Here is a 16,176-nt window from a genome sequence, read left to right as displayed (position 1 = left end):
CGGCGTTTGAGGAGCGGGGGTCCAGGGGGCAGAGCCCCCTTGGCGGGGTCGAAGGGGCGCCAGCCCCTGGAGGATGGGACGGGTAGGGGCGGCGGGGGCGAGATTAGGATTGGCGGGTGAACGACCCCGTATCCCCGGCCGACACCCTGCGGCGCAGTCTCGCCGGCCTCCTCGACGGACTCCCGCCCCGGCAGGCCGCCGCCGCCGTAGAGCGGCTGATCGCCAACTACCGCGGGGCCACCCCCACCCACGCCCCCATCCTCCGCGACCGAGCGGACGTGGCCGCATACGCCGCCTACCGCATGCCCGCCACCTTCGAGGCAGTCCACTCGGCGCTGGAGGAGTTCGCGGAGGCCGCCCCCGAGTGGGTACCGGCGAGTCACACCGACGTCGGCGGCGGGACCGGCGCCGCCACCTGGGCCGTCAGCGCCACCTGGCCCGGCGAGCGGAGCGTCACCGTCCTCGACTGGGCCGAGCCCGCCCTCGCCCTCGGCCGAGAGATCGCCGCCGCCAACCCGGCCCTGCACGACGTCCGCTGGCAGCGCTCTCGTATCGGAGCAGCGCTCTCCCTCGAGAGCACCGATCTCGTCACCATCTCCTACGTCCTCAACGAACTCGCGGAGAAAGACCGCACCACCCTCGTCGACACCGCCGCCTCCGCCGCCCAAGCCGTCGTCATCGTCGAACCCGGCACCCCCGACGGCTACGCCCGCGTCATCGAGGCCCGCGACCGTCTGATCGCGGCCGGTTTCCACGTCGCCGCCCCCTGCCCCCACAGCGCCGCCTGCCCCATCACCCCGGGCGCCGACTGGTGCCACTTCTCGGCAAGGGTCAGCCGCTCCTCGCTCCACCGCCAGGTCAAGGGCGGCTCCCTCCCCTACGAGGACGAGAAGTTCGCCTACGTCGCCGCGGCCCGCTTCCCCGTCACCCCGGCCCCCTCCCGGATCGTCCGCAAGCCGCAGATCCGCAAGGGCCAGGTCCTCCTCGACCTGTGCGAGACGGACCCGGCCCTCACCCGGACCACGGTCACCAAGCGCCACGGCGACCTGTACAAGGCGGCCCGCGACGCGGACTGGGGCGACGCCTGGCCCCCGGCCGACCATTAGTTATCGCCTTTGCCTCCTTCGCCCCCTTCACCCCGCTTCTCCTGAAGCTTCCGCAGCAGTTCCCGCTTCTGGGCCTGGGGGTCCATGGCACCGCCCGTCCGGCCGCCACGGGCGCCGCCGCGCAGTGCGTCCCGGCCCAGGTTTCTGCGGGTGCCGCCGACTCCGAGCATGTTTCCGCCTCGCGCCATCGCGGACTCCTTTCGTCAGCAGGTCGAAGTCGAGGTAACGATACGTATCGTCTCGCCCATCGACTCCTCCACCCTCGGGCGAGACGCTCCGTCTTGTCAACCTGATAAATTCGACCCATGGCCAAGAACCTCGCCCCCGACTCCACTCGCCGCAGTGAGAAGTCCCGCCGCGCCATCTACGACGCCGCCCTCGCCCTCGTCGTCGAGGTCGGATACCCCAAGACCACCATCGAGGGCATCGCCGCCCGTGCCGGTGTCGGCAAGCAGACGATCTACCGGTGGTGGTCCTCCAAGGCCGAGGTGCTCATGGAGGCCTTCCTCGATCTGGGCGAGCAGGTCAACCGGGAGGTCGGGCAGGAGCCGTACGCCCTCCCCGACACCGGAGATTTCGCCGCCGACCTCAAGGCCGTACTGCGCGCCACCGTCGACGAGCTCAAGGACCCCCGCTTCGAGGTGCCCTCCCGCGCCCTAGCCGCCGAGGGCGTCGTCAATGAACAGCTCGGGCGGCAGTTCGTGGCCAAGCTCCTCGAACCCTCGCTCCAGCTCTACGTCGAGCGCCTGCGCTCCGCCCAGGACGTCGGGCAGGTGCGCCCGGACATCGACCCGCGCATCGCGCTCGAACTGTTCGTCTCACCCCTCGCCCAGCGCTGGCTCCAGTACTCTGGGCCCATCTCCTACGAGTACACCGACACCCTCGTCGACTACGCCCTCCACGGCCTGGCCCCCCGCTGAGCCGCCCCGGTGCGTCCGTCACACGAGCCATGTGACCATGGCGACACCGTAGGGGCGTAAATCACGGCAAAGCGTGTAATGGCACTCGATCCCGGGCCTCGCCCCACCTACCCCTGTTGTCGGCTACGGCCCCCCGGAGCGCACGATGGTGGGACCATAAGGCATGCTGTTCCGCACGACAGCGAGGCGAGGGGATAGATGAGCGCGGAGTTCGGCGACCGAGGCCTGCAGGGCAAATTCTCCCGGTGGCTGCGCGGCCGCCGCCCCCAGCAGACCGTCGGCGACGGCGGTCGTGAGGCTCTGCTGCTCGCCGCCGCCTCGGCAGGACTGCCACTCGCGCCCGCCGCGCACCCGGCACCCGGCTACCGCTGTTCCTGTGACCGCGTCGGCTGTCCGACCCCCGCCCAGCACCCCGTGTCGTTCGCCTGGCAGACGCAGTCCACCACCGACCGCGGGCAGATCGAGCGCTGGGCCCGCCACCAGCCGCAGGCCAACTTCATCACCTCCACCGGCATGGTCCACGACGTCCTGGACGTCCCCCTGGAAGCCGGCCGCGAGGCCCTCGCCCGGCTCCTCGACGCCGACATCGAGGTCGGCCCCGTCGCCGAGAGCGACGCCGGCCGTCTGCTCTTCTTCACCCTCACCCGCGGCACCCCCGAGGACGAGGACGAGTGGTGGCCCTGCGAGCTGGACTGCCACCCCGAGACGATGGACGAGCATCCGGGTCTACGGTGGCACTGCCGCGGTTCGTACGTCCTCGTGCCGCCCGCCCGGCTCACCGGCGACGACCACGGCGTCCGCTGGGTACGCGGGCCCGAGCATCCCCTCCCGGATCCGCTCAGTCTGCTGGAGGTCCTCACCGACTCCTGTGCCCGCCACGCAGGCCAGGACTCCGACCACCCGCACGCCGCCTGGCCCTCGCGCCGCTGACCCGAGGGGCCTACTCGCCCTTCGCGCCCGTCAGGCCCTCGATCCGGCCCAGTATCGATACGTCGCCCCCGCCGTTCGCCGGGTCCAGCGCCACCTCGTTCGAGACGAACTCCATCGTCAGCGACTGCTTGATCTCGCCCGTCGTCAGGGCCTGCACATCCTTGTTGGGGGTGGGCACCGCGGTACCCGGCGCGGCCGTCTGCTTCTGGAAGTGGTGCGTGGTGAAGAACACCAGCGCCCCGCCGTCCGCCGTGCGCAGCGCCAGCGGCGCGTAGTCGCCCTCGGTCAGCGGCTCGTCGATGTACTGCGTGACCAGGCCCGGCCGCTCCGCGTTCTTCGCGCGCTTCTCCAGCCAGCCGGAGGTGTGGCTGCCGTCCGCGAAGGTCTCCCCGCCGTTCTTCAGGAAGGCCGTGTAGTCCTTGCTCAAGTCGCCCGGGGCTATGGCCAGTTCGGCGGAGTTCGCGTCCACCGCCTCGGCCCAGCCGTCCTTGTCCTTCTTGAACTCCGGCAGATCGTCCGGCGCCACGAGCGTCAGATACGCGGCCTCCCACGGGTCTTCGAGACCGTCCCGGGTGAACACCAGCAGCCAGCGCGAGTCACCGCCGCGGTTGCCCTGGGCGTCGGCCAGGAACCAGCGCGGCCAGCCCGGCTTCTTGGGGATCGTGAACTCGGCGTCGGTGAACTCCAGAGGGGAGTGCCCGGTGTTGCCGTCGGGGTTGTTGGCGCGGCCCGCCTTCAGCCGCGCCTCGTCGATGTCGCCGAGTGCGCCGGTGACATGGTCGGCGTCCAGGGAACTGTCGTACGCCTTGTCGGCCGCGTTGTACGCGGCGGTGAAGTCCTTCAGCGCCTTAGCGGCCTCGGCCCGGGTGGCGGCGGGGATCAACTCCCGTTCCCCGTGCACCACGACGCATCCGCTCGCCGTCAACGACAAAGCGGTCACGGAGGCCGCAATCAGCACCCTCCGGTCAAGCCTGCGGAGCCTTCGAGGGCCGCGATCCGTGCTCATCGGGTTCCGTCACCTTCCCTTTCCCGGAGGCGAACCCTACCGGGGCGAGGAACAGCGCGAGCGTCGGGATCAGGTACAGCAGCCACACCGTGACCTGGAGGACGGTCGGATCCGGCTGGAAGTTGAACACACCCTTCAGCAGAGTGCCGTACCAGCTGTCCGGCGGGATCGTCCCGGTGATGTCGAAGGCCTTGTTCGTCAGCCCCGGCAGCCAGTCGGCCTCCTGCAAGTCATGGAAGCCGTACGCCAGCACACCGGCCGCGACGACGACCAGCATGCCGCCGGTCCAGGTGAAGAACTTCGCCAGGTTGATCCTCAGGGCGCCGCGGTAGAACAGCCAGCCCATGAGGACGGCGGTGGCCAGGCCCAGGGCCGCGCCGGTCACCGGGTCCGAGGAGCCCTCGCCGGCCGCGCGCACCGACGTCCACACGAACAGCGCCGTCTCCAGACCCTCCCGGCCCACCGCCAGGAACGCCGTGGCGACGAGTGCGGCTGTGCCGATCTGGAGGGCCGCGTCCAGCTTGCCGTGCAGCTCGGCCTTCAGATGCCGGGCGGTGCGCCGCATCCAGAACACCATCCATGTCACCAGGCCTACGGCGATGAGGGACAGCGAGCCGCCGAGCGCCTCCTGCGCCTCGAACGTCAGCTCCTGGGAGCCGAATTCGAGGGCGCAGCCGAAGCCCAGAGAGAGCGCGACCGCGACCCCGATGCCGATCCAGACGGGCCTGAGCGCGTCCCTGCGGTCCGTCTTCACCAGGTAGGCGACGAGGATGCAGACGACCAGGCTCGCCTCCAACCCCTCGCGCAGGCCGATCAGATAGTTCGCGAACACGGTCCTACGCCTCCCCTGTGAACAGCGTCCGGCCCCACCAGTCGTCCTTGTCGCGGACGCCGGGCGGGACCGCGTAGACCGCCGAACCCACGTGCTGGATGTACTCGTTGAGCGTGTCGGTGGCGAGGTTGCGCTGGACGGGCACGAAGCCCGTCCGCACGTCCTTCTGGTACGCCAGGAAGAACAGGCCCGCGTCCAGGCGGCCCAGGCCGTCCGTGCCGTCGGTGAAGGAGTAGCCGCGGCGCAGGATCGTCGCCCCGTCGTTGGAGTCGGGGTGCGCGAGCCGGACGTGCGCGGTCGGGAGCATCGCCTTCAGGAACGGCTCGTCGCGTTCCTTGGCCTTGCCGACCGGGGCGCCCTCGCCCTTGTCGCGGCCGATGATGTCCTCCTGCTCCTGGAGCGAGGTGCGGTCCCAGGTCTCGATGTGCATGCGGATGCGGCGGGCCACGAGGTAGGAGCCGCTCACCATCCAGTCGGGCCCCTCCTTCTCGGACACCCACACGAACTTCTTGAGCCGGTCCGTCTCCGTGCCCGCGATGTTGCGGGTGCCGTCCTTGAACCCCATGAGGTTGCGCGGGGTCTGCGCCTCGGGAGTGGTGGACGAGGTCTTCCCGAAGCCGAGCTGGGACCAGCGGATGACGACCTTGCCGAAGCCGATGCGGGCGAGGTTGCGGATGGCGTGCACGGCGACCTGCGGGTCGTCGGCACAGGCCTGGATGCACAGATCGCCGCCGCTGCGGTTCTTGTCGAGGTTGTCCCCGGCGAACTTCGGCAGCTCGACGAGGGCCTCGGGGCGGGCATCGGCGAGCCCGAACTTCTCGAACAGGGAAGGCCCGAAGCCGATCGTCAGCGTCAGCCGGGAGGGCTGGAGGCCGAGCGCCTCACCGGTGTCGTCCGGGGGCGCCTCGGGCAGCCCGCCGAACCCGCCCTCGCCGACCGGGTGCCCGGTGGTCATCCGGCGCGCGGCGGCCGTCCAGTCCTTGAGCATCTGGACGAACGCGGCGCGGTCCTCGGTCTTCACGTCGAACGAGGCGAAGTGCAGCCGGTCCTGCACGGGCGTGGCGATACCGGCCTGATGGGCGCCGTGGAAGGGGATGGCGGTCGTCGGGGCGGCGTCGTCACCGGTGCGGGCCACGGCGACGGCACCGCCGGCCGCGGCGGCACCGAGCGCGAGCCCGGCGCCGCCCCAGCCGATGAGGGCACGGCGGGAGGGGGATTCCGAGGACATGGCGGCCTACTTCACTACGACGGCGGCGGCGAGCTTGGAGAGCGGCTCCGCGAGGGCATTGACCGCGTCCGACAGCTCCTTGCGGTCGGCGTCGCCGACCTTGTCGTAGGAGGTGAAGTCGTACGACGTGGTGTCCTCGCGGTACTTGTCCAGCAGCGTGTCGAGAGCCGCGAACTGCTTGTCCAGCTCGGTCGTCAGGGCCGGGTCGTTCTCCTTGGCGACCGTCTTCAGCAGCGCGTAGGACTTCTCGGCGCCCTCGACGTTGGCCTTGAAGTCGACGAGGTCGGTGTGCGAGTAGCGCTCCTCCTCGCCGGTGACCTTGCCGGTGGCGACCTCGTCGAGGAGCTCCTTGGCGCCGTTGGCCATGGAGGTCGGGGTGATCTCGGCCTTGCCGACGCGGTTCTGCCAGTCCTTCAGGTCCGTGATGAGCTGGTCGGCGAGCGTCTTGTCCTCGGCGGTGATCTTCTTGTCCTGCCAGAGGGACTTCTCGAGCCGGTGCCAGCCGGTCCACTTCTGCCCGTCCTCCAGGCCGTCCTCGCGGACGTCGACCTTCGGGTCGATGTCACCGAAGGACTCGGCGACCGGTTCGGTGCGTTCCCAGCCGATACGGGAAGGCGCGTACGCCTTCTTCGCCGCCTCGATGTCGCCGTCCTTGACGGCCTTGGCGAAGGTCTCGGCGAGGGGCAGGGTCTCGTCGGCCTGCTGCTGGGCGTACTGGCGGTAGGCGGCGACGGCCTTGTCGAGACGCGGGTCGCGCTTGGCGGCGGCACCGTCGCCGGTGGCCTTCACGTTCTGCCGGATACCGTCGCCCTTCATGCCGGGCTTGCAGGCGATCTGGTAGTCACCGGCCTTCACCTCGGCGGTGACGCGCTGCTTGGTGCCGGGGCCGATGTTCTCGCGCTCGGTCACCACCCGGTCGTCGGGGAAGAGGATGTAGACCTCGGTGACCTTGGATCCCTTGTTCTCGATGGCGAGCTCGACGTGCCCGGCCGGGAACTCCTTGGTGGAGACCTCGCACTTGTCGTCCGTGGCGGTGACATTGACGACCCCGTCGCCGCCGTCTCCCTTTTCCGTGCACCCCGTTACGGCGGTCAGAGCAGCCGCTATGGCGGCGACGGCGGAGAGTCTGACGGGGCGCATGGGTGCTCCTGGTGGCCGAAAAGTGTGCACGGTGCGTCTCACCTAAGGTGAGGCTGGCCTAAGGCACCCGCGGCTCTCCCCACGGGGAAATCAAAGGAAAGTCAAAGATTCCGGCGTGGATTGACCAGGATTGCGCCCGTGCGCGGGTGGGAGAGGACCTCGACGGGCTGGTCGTAGACCTCGCTGAGGAGTTGCTCGGACAAGACCTCCGCGGGCGGGCCGTCGGCGGCGACCCGGCCGGCGCGCAGTATCGCGACGCGGTGCGCGTAGGCGGCGGCGAGGCCGAGGTCATGCAGTACGACGACGACGGCGTCCCCGGCCTCCGCCCGCTCCCGGCACAGCCGCAGCACCAGCTCCTGATGCCTGAGGTCCAAGGCGGCGGTGGGCTCGTCGAGGAGGAGCAGTGGGGCGCGTTGGGCGAGGACCCGGGCGAGTGCGACGCGGGCACGCTCTCCGCCGCTGAGCGCGGAGAACGGGCGGGGCGCAAATCCGGCCACCTCGGTCAGCTTCATCGCCTCGGCCACGGCGGCGTCGTCGTCCTCCATTCCGAGGGCGGCCCAGGGGGCCCGCCCCATCCGCACGACCTCCTCGACGGAGAAGGGAAAACTGAGCGTCGCGGACTGCGGCAGAACCGCGCGGCGCAGGGCGAGTTCGGGGGCGGACCACTCCGTGGCGGGGCGGCCATGAATCCGTACGACTCCCTCGGCGGCGGCAATGTCGGCGGCGAGGGCCCCGAGAAGGGTGGACTTCCCGGCACCGTTGGGCCCGACGAGAGCGAGCACTTCACCGGCGCGGACGGTGACGTCCACTCCGTGGAGGACATCGCGAACACCGAGACGGACGTGAAGGTTCGCCGCCTCGGCGAGGGTGTCACCGGGAGTGGCGGGAGGCGGGGGAGTGAGCCGGGGGCGAAGGAGTCTCATGGGCGGGGTCCTTGAGTGGCGGGCTGAGGAGGGTCCGGCACCGCCGAGGGGCGCCATGGTGGTTGAGCGCCGTTGCGGCGGAAGAGAAGGGCCGGCGGGTTGTGCGAGCGGGAGGTTGGCGGTGCGGTGGAACTGGGGGCGGCGGCAACGCCGTTAAGGGGCGCGGGGAACTGCGCGACCGGCCCCCACCGACCCGCAGACGGCGTACGACCCTTACGCCCACCCTCCTTGCCGCCGCCGAGTCCTTCGCAGCAGCCAGAAGAAGAACGGACTCCCCAGCAGAGCCGTAAGAACACCCAGTGGCAGCTCCGCCGGCGCAGCCATCGTGCGGGCAGCCAGGTCCGCGGCCAACAACACCACCGCCCCCAACAGCGCACTCGCCGGAACCAGGAAGCGATGCCCCGACCCCGCCACCATCCGTAGAAGGTGCGGAACGACCAAGCCCACGAAGCTGATGATCCCGGACACGCTCACTGCCGCAGCCGTCAGCAAGGCGATCACGAACACCAAGGTGATCCGGAGACGCTCCACGTCCACACCGAGGTGGCGAGCCGGACGTTCGCCCAGCGACAGCAGGTCCAGGCGGCGGGAGTACAGCGGGGCCACGGCCAACCCCAGTGCGGCGCAGGGGAGTACAGCCAGCACCTTCGGCCAGGTCGCCTGGGACAACGACCCCAGCTGCCAGAACGTGATCTGCTGAATCGCCGCCGCGTCCGCGAAGAACAGGAAGAGACCGATCACCGCACCCGCGAACGCGTTCACCGCGATGCCCGTGAGGATCAGCGTCACGACCTCCGTACGCCCCCCGGACCGGGACATGACGTACACCAGCAGCACCGTCGCGAGGCCCGCCACGAACGCCGCCACCGAAACCGTCCACGTACCGAGGAAGTTGAGGCCGAGCGCGATCGAGGCGACCGCTCCCACCGCCGCACCCGAGGAGATCCCGATGACCCCCGGTTCGGCCAGCGGGTTGCCGAACACCCCCTGCATCAGCGCGCCGGCGCAGCCCAGTGAGGCGCCGATGAGCAGGGCGAGGACGATGCGCGGGAATCGGACGTTCCAGAGCACCGACTCCGCGACCCGGTCCAACTCCGCACCGCCCAGCCCGATCCGGTGCTGCACGGACGCCAGGACATCACCGACCGGCACCGGATAGGCCCCGATCCCGGCCGCGACCGGCACCAGGACGACGAGGGCCACCACAAGACCCACGGTCAGCAGCCCCGCGGCACTTCGGGGACTGCGCGTCGGCGCATCCGTAGGCACCGCCTTCTCCAACACCGTCACGCGGCACCGTCCTTGTAGAGCTGCTCGCGTCGCACGGTCGGCCCTTCCTCTCCGCGCCCGTCCGGCGTGCGCTTCTTCCCTGTTGAACCAGCTGTGTTCACGTCCTGACCTGCCGATCGGGTCGCGTTGTAGTTTAGGTTAGCCTTGCCTCACCTACTAGCCGCGCTGCGTCTCGCCGTCCTCGCGATGCGCAGGCGGCGCACGGAGGCGTAAGACTGGTGCCCATGAACAGGGGGCACAGGGAACTGCTCGGGCCGGGGCGGCTGGTACTGCAGGTACAGGGCCGCCCCGGCCCGCCGGAGTTGCGTTTCGAGACGGCGAGCGGCGGCCGGATGATGCTGCGGCAGGAGGGCCGGCCTGTGCTGCTGGGCCGGTCGGTGGGCGAGGGATGCTGCCCGGAGCTGTATCTGCACGGCCTCGCCGGCTACCGCTCGCCGCTGCCGCCGCTGCGCTCGTCGGCCATGCGGTCGTCCATCAACTGGCCGCACCAGTACGCCCGTTGGCTGGAGGAGGCCGACGGGACGCCCTTGTGGGACGGTCGCTGGGAGCTGGCCCGGCGCGGCTTCTTCGAACCGAGCGTCTGGACCGAGGACTTCGTACGAGAGTGGCCGACCGGTCGGCTTGAGCTGTACTGCGGGGGCGGCTGGCACGGTGTTCTCCCGCTGCGGATGCTCTCGGCTCCGGACGCCGCCCGTGTGAAGGCGTACCGCAAGCACGCCCGTGACGGCACCCTCGCGCCCGTCCTTCTGTGGTGGGTGACGTTTCTCGACGGCTGGGTGATCCTCGACGGTCACGACAGGGCGGTGGCGGCTCTCGCGGAGGGCCGGACCCCGGAATGCCTGGAGCTGAGCCAGGTGCCCACCGCAGGGCAGTGGCGGCGGGCCGCCGAGGAGGTGACCCAGGCGCACGAGCACCGCATGCGAGGGCTCGCGGCGCACCCCGATGCCCCGGACACCGAACGCCAACGGGCCGCCGTGGAAAGGGCGTACGCCGACACGATCGCCTCGCTGCCGTACGGCGTGGGCCCCACCCGCTTCTGGAGCCTTCCCGGCACCCCCGCGACCTGGGACGACCTCGCCGCCCGGGTGATGTTTCAATGCCCCCGTGACTGACTACGACGTGCTGCGCGTCTTCTGTGCGCCGAACGGCGGCTACGGCAATGAACTGGGCGTTGTCCGTGAGGGATCCGTGCTGCCCGAGCGGAGCGACCGGCAGGCGTTCGCGGCGAAGCTCGGGTTCAGCGAGACGGTGTTCGTGGACGACCCCGAGCGGGGGGTCGTCGACATCTACACGCCCAGCGTGCGGCTGCCGTTCGCCGGGTACCCCTGCGTGGGCGCGGCCTGGTTGTTGGACGTGCCGGAACTGGTGACGCCTGCCGGAGTGGTCGGGGCCCGGCAGGACGGGGAGTTCTGCTGGATCGAGGCGCGCGCGGAGTGGGCTCCGGCGCGGACGCTCCGCCAGTACGGGTCCGCGGCCGAGGTCGACGCGCTGCCGGTGCCCGCTGAGGGGGAGTGGATCTACGCGTGGGCCTGGGAGGACGAAGCGGCGGGCCGGATCCGCGCCCGCGGCTTCCCCGGCCGTGGCGACGGCATCGACGAGGACGAGGCGACGGGCGCGGCGGCCCTGCTTCTGACGGAACAGCTGGGCCGCGCCCTGAACATCACCCAGGGCGCGGGCTCCCAGATGCTGACGGCTCCGCAACCGGGGGGCTGGGTGGAACTCGGAGGCCGGGTCTACCTGGAACGCTGACCGGTCAAGCGGAGAGACGGAACTCCTCGCCCAGTGCCCGGAACACCGCCGTGTTCAAGGCGAACGCCCTCTTGCACTCCGTCACGATCCGCTGCTTCTCCAGGTCGTCCGCCCGTACCGCGTCCAGCAGTTCGCGGTAGCCGCGCTTGAAGGCGGCCGGGTTGGTGATCTCCTCGAAGACGTAGAAGCGGACGCCGTCACCCTTCTTCTCGAAGCCCCAGGTCTTCTCCGCCTTGTCGCGGATGATCTGGCCGCCGGAGAGGTCGCCGAGGTAACGGGTGTAGTGGTGGGCGATGTAGCCGCCCGGCCACTGCTGCGCGCACTCGCGGACCCGGTCCGCGTACGCCCGCGTCGCCGGAAGCGCCGACACCCCCGCCCGCCACTCCGGTCCCCGCAGATGCGCCAGATCCTTCTCCAGCGCGGGCAGCCGGAACAGCTCCGGCTGGATGAACGGCCCCGCGACCGGATCCGACGCCAGCCGCTCGGCCCCGCCCTCCAGTGCCTCGTAGACGAACCACAGCTGCTCGGTGTAGCGCGCGTACGCGTCGACGCCGAGGCGGCCTCCGAGCAGATCGCTCATGAACGTCGAGGTCTCCGCCTCCACGTGCTGCTCATGCGAGGCGGTGCGGATGACTGTCGAGAAGGAGTCCATACAGATCATCCTCTAAGGTAAGGCTTACCTAAGTCAATAGGTTTGCCGACGCTCTGTCGGTAAAAGCGTACAAGAAAAGACCCGCCCCCAGCAGGGTGACGGGTCTCGGTGGTGCTACGGCAGCGTCAGGATCTCCGCCCCCGTCTCCGTCACCACCAGCGTGTGCTCGAACTGCGCCGTCCGCTTCCGGTCCTTCGTCACGACCGTCCAGCCGTCGTCCCACATGTCGTACTCGTGCGTGCCCAGCGTCAGCATCGGCTCGATCGTGAAGGTCATCCCGGGCTGGATGACCGTCGTCGCGTGCGGGCTGTCGTAGTGCGGGATGATCAGCCCGGAGTGGAAGGACGAGTTGATGCCGTGGCCCGTGAAGTCGCGGACCACGCCGTAGCCGAAGCGCTTGGCGTACGACTCGATGACGCGGCCGATGACATTGATCTGACGGCCCGGCTTGACCGCCTTGATCGCGCGGTTGAGGGACTCACGAGTGCGCTCGACCAGCAGCCGGCTCTCCTCGTCGACCTCCCCGACCAGGTACGTCGCGTTGTTGTCGCCGTGCACCCCGCCGATGTACGCCGTCACATCGAGGTTGATGATGTCGCCGTCGCGCAGCACCGTGGAGTCCGGAATGCCGTGGCAGATCACCTCGTTGAGCGAGGAGCACAGGGACTTCGGGAAGCCCCGGTAGCCGAGCGTCGACGGGTAGGCGCCGTGGTCGCACATGTAGTCGTGCGCCACCTTGTCCAGTTCGTCGGTCGTGACCCCGGGCGCGATCAGCTTCGCCGCCTCGGCCATCGCCCGTGCGGCGATACGGCCGGCGACGCGCATCGCCTCGACGGTCTCCGGAGTCTGCACCTCCGGGCCCGAGTACGGCGTCGGCGCGGGCTTGCCGACGTACTCGGGACGACGGATGTTTCCGGGTACGGAACGGGTGGGAGAGAGCTCCCCTGGTACGAGCAGCGACTGGCCAGACATGCAAGCGAGTCTAACGAGCCGCCGTGGGGGAACATGTCCGTGGCGAGAGGAGCAGGTCATGGCGTTGTTCAAGAAGCGCACCGTCGGCAAGCCGGGCGAGTGGTACTACTGCCTGGAGCACAAGAAGGTCGAGGAGGGTCCGGAGTGCCCCGGCAAGGACCGCTTCGGTCCGTACGCCTCCCGCGCGGAGGCCGAGCACGCGATGGAGACCGCCCGCGAGCGCAACCTCCAGTGGGAGAACGACCCCAAGTGGCATGACGCCCCCAAGGGTGCCGAGGAGGACTGATCAGGCCTCGACCGCCTGGGCCGCGGCCCGCTGCTCGCGCACGCTCTTCGCGTGCTCGCTCGTCCGGGCGTCGTACGTCATCAGCCTCGGCAGGCACAGCGCCAGCAGCCCCACCGCGCCGACGCACAGCAGCCCGCCCGACCACACCGACGCCCGCACGCCCCACCACGCGGCGAAACCGCCGGACCTGACCTGGCCGAGGGTCGGCCCGACCGAGTACGACAGCAGCTCGATCCCGGCGAGCCGGCCGCGCAGCTCGTCCGGGATCGTCTGGTTCCACATCACCCCGCGGAAGATCCCGCTGACCATGTCGCAGCCGCCCGCCACGGTCAGGAACAGCAGCACCAGCCATACGTTGCCCACGACGCCGGTGGCCGCGATGGCCACCCCCCACAGCGCCGCCGCCAGCACCACCATCCGCCCGTGCCGATGGATCCGCCCGGTCCAGCCGCTGCTCACGCTCACCAGCAGCGACCCGAACGGCACCGCCGCGTACATCAGGCCCAGCGACCACTCCGCGTCCAGCTCGTCCGCCAGGAACGGCAGCAGAGCCAGCGGCATCGCCAGGAACATCGCGGCGAGGTCGACGGCGTAGGTGCCGAGGAGTTCCTTGCGGCTCCAGGCGTACCGGGCGCCCTCGGCGATGGCCTTCAGCGACGGTTTCGCCGCCTCGTGCGCGGCGGGGGAGGAGGCGAGCGGGATGATCAGTACGACCGAGACGACGAAGGTCAGCAGATCGGCCGCGTAGGCCCAGCCGAGGCCCGCGTACGCGACCACCACCCCCGCCACCGCCGGGCCCGCGACCCCGCCGAGCGTCCAGCGCAGCGCGTTCAGGGACGCCGCGGCCGGCAAGTGCTCATGGGCCACGATCCGCGGCCACAGCGAGTCGAGCGCGGGGCGCTGCACGGAGACCAGCGCCGAGGACAGGGCGGCCACCACATACAGCGGCCATACGGCGGGCTCCGGCAGCAGCGCGTTCACCAGCAGCAGCGCGCTCAGCAGTCCCTGGCCCGCCTCGGTCCAGATGATCAGCCCGCGCTTGTCGAGCGCGTCCGCGAGCGCACCGCCGTACAGCCCGAAGACGATCAGCGGAACCAGCTCCACGGCCCCGATCGCCCCGACGGCCGCCGCGGAGCCGGTCAATTCCTTGATCTGCACGGGCAGCGCCACGAACGTCAGAAAGCTGCCGAAGCCGGAGATGAGCCCCGACAGCCACAGCCGCCGAAAGTCGACGGAGGCACGCCAGGGCGCGAGATCGGGCAGGAAGGAGGTCACGAGAGGTCATGGTCGGGAGGGGTGGGAGAGCGGGGCAACTGCTTTTTGGAGCGCCAGTCACCAACGTGCCGGTGGCGGTGCCGTCAACTGGTCCGCCAGTGCCGACAGGCGGTCGCGGAAACGTCTGCGGGCCCGGGGAGAGGGGACGGAGTTCTCTCCGGCCGCCGCGCTCACCAGGTGCTGCACCGTGTCCAGGTCCAGGTCCGTGCCCTCGGGGACCGCCAGCGACTCGTGCGCCATCGCCACCAGGTCGCCCTCGCCAGGCCCCAGCGCCAGCACCGTCGCCCCGGCCCGCCGCGCGTCGTGCACCCGCTCCAGCAGCTCGGCGTCCGGCTCCTGCGGCGCCACAGCCGGCCCGGCGTCCGCCGCATGCGGTGACACCACCAGCAGCGTCTCCCCCCGTCGCGCCGCCGCCAGTCGCCCGAGCCCGACCGACAGATGTGCCGGATCCGAGGCGCGCGCGGCATGTCGTACGAGGGTCGGGGTCAGCTCGGGTGTGCCCGACCACGCGGCCTCGTCGACCAGGTGGGCCGCGAGATGCCACGGCTCGTAGTCCGAGGTGCCGACGAGCAGCAGCCCGCCGCCGTGCGAGACCACCGAGCCCCGCAGCACACCCGCGAACCTCCGGGTGGCCCCCAACCACTCGGTTCCGGAGAGCACTTCGCGCAGCAGCGCGACCCGTACGGCGTCCATGGGCCCGCATCCTGCCGCACCGGGCCACTCGTGACCGGCAGTTCGCCATGAATTCGCCCAACCTGGGCAAGCAGTACGACATGCCAGCATCCGCCGCCTCCCTGCCCGCCTCCGTCCCCTTCCGCGCGGGGCGTGAGGGCTACGCCAGTTTCCGGATCCCGGCCGTCGTGGTCACCCGGGCCGGCACGCTTCTCGCCTTCTGCGAGGGCCGCAAGGAGTCCGCCCGCGACTGGGGCCATATCGACATCGTGCTGAAGCGCTCGACGGACGGCGGCCGCACCTGGGGCCCGCTGAAGGTCGCCGCCAGCAACGGAGTTCACCTCTCCGGCAACCCCGCCCCGGTCGTCCTTGACACCGGCCGCATCCTGCTCGTCCACATCCGCTCCGCCGCCTCTGCCTCCGAGGACGCCATCCGGCGCGGAAGGGTCTCCGACGCCGACGGCCGCCGGGTCTGGGTACAGCACAGCGACGACGACGGCGTCACCTGGACCAGCCCCAGGGACATCACCAAGTCGGTGAAGAGGCCCGGCTGGCGCTGGTACGCCACCACCCCCGGCCACGCCCTCCAGCTGAGCACCGGCCGGGTCGTCGTCCCCGCCAACCACAGCCTGCCGCCCACCGGCACGGACACCGGCACCGAGGCGCAGTACAACAGCGGCCACTGCCTGCTCAGCGACGACCGCGGCGCCACCTGGTCCATCGGCTACATCGACCAGAACCCCAACGGCTACGTCAACGTCAACGAGACCACCGCCGCCGAACTCCCCGACGGCTGCGTCTACTTCAACACCCGCAACGACTCCCCGTCGCCCGGCAACCGCGCCGACGCCCACTCCAAGGACGGCGGCCGCACCCTCCACCACCCCTTCCGCCCCCAGGCCGGCCTCGACGGCCCCGTCTGCGAGGCCAGCGTCCTGCAGCTGCGCGACCCCGACCTGCTGCTCTTCTCCGGCCCCGCCTTCCCCGGCGGCCGCGCCCTGATGACGATCCGCGTCTCCACCGACTCCGGCACCACCTGGCACCCCCGCGTCACCGTCGACGGCCTCCCCGCCGCCTACTCCGACCTCGTCCGCATCGACGCCGACACCGTCGGACTCCTCTACGAGACGGGCGACTTCGGCGCCTACGAGCGCATCGTCTTCCGGCGCGTGCCCGTGACGCGGCTCACCTGATC

18 protein-coding genes are annotated in these 16,176 nt (G+C 70.6%); 7 read left to right on the top strand and 11 right to left on the bottom strand.

Annotated features, from left to right (window positions below; translation table 11 throughout):
• The first annotated feature begins 116 nt into the window (after window positions 1–116).
• Window positions 117–1,106 (top strand): small ribosomal subunit Rsm22 family protein, encoded by a 990-nt coding sequence (locus OHT76_RS12750; RefSeq protein ID WP_328870911.1) that lies wholly within the window; start codon window positions 117–119, stop codon window positions 1,104–1,106.
• Here the strand turns inward: OHT76_RS12750 and OHT76_RS12745 are convergent.
• Window positions 1,103–1,294, bottom strand: a complete 192-nt coding sequence (locus tag OHT76_RS12745; protein WP_328870910.1) for a DUF6243 family protein — start codon at window positions 1,292–1,294, stop codon at window positions 1,103–1,105. The two genes, OHT76_RS12750 and OHT76_RS12745, sit on opposite strands and share 4 nt — an antisense overlap.
• A gap of 117 nt (window positions 1,295–1,411) precedes the next feature.
• On the opposite strand from OHT76_RS12745, the gene OHT76_RS12740 reads away from it, so the two are divergent.
• Together OHT76_RS12740 and OHT76_RS12735 are read left to right on the top strand one after the other, a co-directional pair.
• Window positions 1,412–2,026, top strand: coding sequence for a TetR/AcrR family transcriptional regulator (locus OHT76_RS12740; protein ID WP_328870909.1), 615 nt, complete (start codon window positions 1,412–1,414; stop codon window positions 2,024–2,026).
• Between the two features lie 198 nt (window positions 2,027–2,224).
• A complete protein-coding gene (locus OHT76_RS12735) occupies window positions 2,225–2,956 on the top strand; it encodes a bifunctional DNA primase/polymerase (protein ID WP_328870908.1) in 732 nt (243 codons plus the stop codon).
• 10 nt (window positions 2,957–2,966) lie between these two features.
• On the opposite strand, the gene OHT76_RS12730 is transcribed toward OHT76_RS12735, so the two are convergent.
• The 6 genes from OHT76_RS12730 to OHT76_RS12705 all read right to left on the bottom strand — a co-directional run bounded on the left by OHT76_RS12730 (window position 2,967) and on the right by OHT76_RS12705 (window position 9,375).
• Entirely contained in the window at window positions 2,967–3,962 is a 996-nt protein-coding gene (locus tag OHT76_RS12730) for a hypothetical protein (protein WP_328870907.1), read from the bottom strand.
• Window positions 3,922–4,794, bottom strand: a complete 873-nt coding sequence (gene efeU / locus OHT76_RS12725) for an iron uptake transporter permease EfeU (RefSeq protein WP_328870906.1) — start codon at window positions 4,792–4,794, stop codon at window positions 3,922–3,924. The genes OHT76_RS12730 and efeU overlap by 41 nt, the downstream gene beginning before the upstream one ends.
• A 4-nt stretch (window positions 4,795–4,798) precedes the next feature.
• Window positions 4,799–6,022, bottom strand: coding sequence for an iron uptake transporter deferrochelatase/peroxidase subunit (gene efeB, locus OHT76_RS12720; RefSeq protein ID WP_328870905.1), 1,224 nt, complete (start codon window positions 6,020–6,022; stop codon window positions 4,799–4,801).
• A 6-nt stretch (window positions 6,023–6,028) separates the two neighbouring features.
• Window positions 6,029–7,162 carry an iron uptake system protein EfeO gene (efeO, locus tag OHT76_RS12715; RefSeq protein ID WP_328870904.1) on the bottom strand — a complete coding sequence of 378 codons (1,134 nt, stop codon included), beginning with the start codon at window positions 7,160–7,162 and terminating at the stop codon, window positions 6,029–6,031.
• Between the two features lie 101 nt (window positions 7,163–7,263).
• Window positions 7,264–8,085 (bottom strand): heme ABC transporter ATP-binding protein, encoded by an 822-nt coding sequence (locus OHT76_RS12710; RefSeq protein ID WP_328870903.1) that lies wholly within the window; start codon window positions 8,083–8,085, stop codon window positions 7,264–7,266.
• A 213-nt stretch (window positions 8,086–8,298) separates the two neighbouring features.
• Entirely contained in the window at window positions 8,299–9,375 is a 1,077-nt protein-coding gene (locus OHT76_RS12705; RefSeq protein WP_443049782.1) for a FecCD family ABC transporter permease, read from the bottom strand.
• Between the two features lie 224 nt (window positions 9,376–9,599).
• Here OHT76_RS12705 and OHT76_RS12700 point away from each other — a divergent pair, with 224 nt between their 5' ends.
• Entirely contained in the window at window positions 9,600–10,487 is an 888-nt protein-coding gene (locus OHT76_RS12700) for a hypothetical protein (protein ID WP_328870902.1), read from the top strand.
• On the top strand, window positions 10,480–11,124 hold the full coding sequence (locus OHT76_RS12695; protein WP_328870901.1) for a PhzF family phenazine biosynthesis protein: 645 nt from the start codon (window positions 10,480–10,482) through the stop codon (window positions 11,122–11,124). Before OHT76_RS12700 ends, OHT76_RS12695 begins: the two co-directional genes overlap by 8 nt.
• A 4-nt stretch (window positions 11,125–11,128) precedes the next feature.
• On the opposite strand, the gene OHT76_RS12690 is transcribed toward OHT76_RS12695, so the two are convergent.
• Both OHT76_RS12690 and map read right to left on the bottom strand, forming a co-directional pair.
• Complete coding sequence (locus tag OHT76_RS12690) at window positions 11,129–11,776, bottom strand: biliverdin-producing heme oxygenase (protein ID WP_328870900.1); 648 nt, start codon at window positions 11,774–11,776, stop codon at window positions 11,129–11,131.
• Window positions 11,777–11,890: 114 nt separating this feature from the next.
• A complete protein-coding gene (gene map, locus OHT76_RS12685) occupies window positions 11,891–12,748 on the bottom strand; it encodes a type I methionyl aminopeptidase (protein ID WP_328870899.1) in 858 nt (285 codons plus the stop codon).
• 58 nt (window positions 12,749–12,806) lie between these two features.
• Here map and OHT76_RS12680 point away from each other — a divergent pair, with 58 nt between their 5' ends.
• Window positions 12,807–13,034 carry a hypothetical protein gene (locus OHT76_RS12680; protein WP_328870898.1) on the top strand — a complete coding sequence of 76 codons (228 nt, stop codon included), beginning with the start codon at window positions 12,807–12,809 and terminating at the stop codon, window positions 13,032–13,034.
• Here OHT76_RS12680 and OHT76_RS12675 read toward each other — a convergent pair whose 3' ends face one another.
• The gene (locus OHT76_RS12675) at window positions 13,035–14,309 is read right to left on the bottom strand and encodes an MFS transporter (protein ID WP_328870897.1); all 1,275 of its coding nucleotides are present in this window, start codon (window positions 14,307–14,309) and stop codon (window positions 13,035–13,037) included.
• 57 nt (window positions 14,310–14,366) lie between these two features.
• On the bottom strand, window positions 14,367–15,002 hold the full coding sequence (locus OHT76_RS12670; RefSeq protein ID WP_328870896.1) for a hypothetical protein: 636 nt from the start codon (window positions 15,000–15,002) through the stop codon (window positions 14,367–14,369).
• A gap of 80 nt (window positions 15,003–15,082) precedes the next feature.
• Between OHT76_RS12670 and OHT76_RS12665 the strand changes: the two genes are divergently transcribed.
• Window positions 15,083–16,174: a sialidase family protein gene (locus OHT76_RS12665; RefSeq protein WP_328876516.1), complete on the top strand. Its 1,092-nt coding sequence runs from the start codon at window positions 15,083–15,085 to the stop codon at window positions 16,172–16,174.
• Window positions 16,175–16,176: the final 2 nt, after the last annotated feature.

The organism is Streptomyces sp. NBC_00287 (assembly GCF_036173105.1).
In the GTDB taxonomy this organism is placed as follows: Bacteria; Actinomycetota; Actinomycetes; order Streptomycetales; family Streptomycetaceae; genus Streptomyces.
The sequence above is the reverse complement of the archived record's forward strand: the minus strand, read 5'-3'. Positions and strand labels throughout refer to the sequence as shown.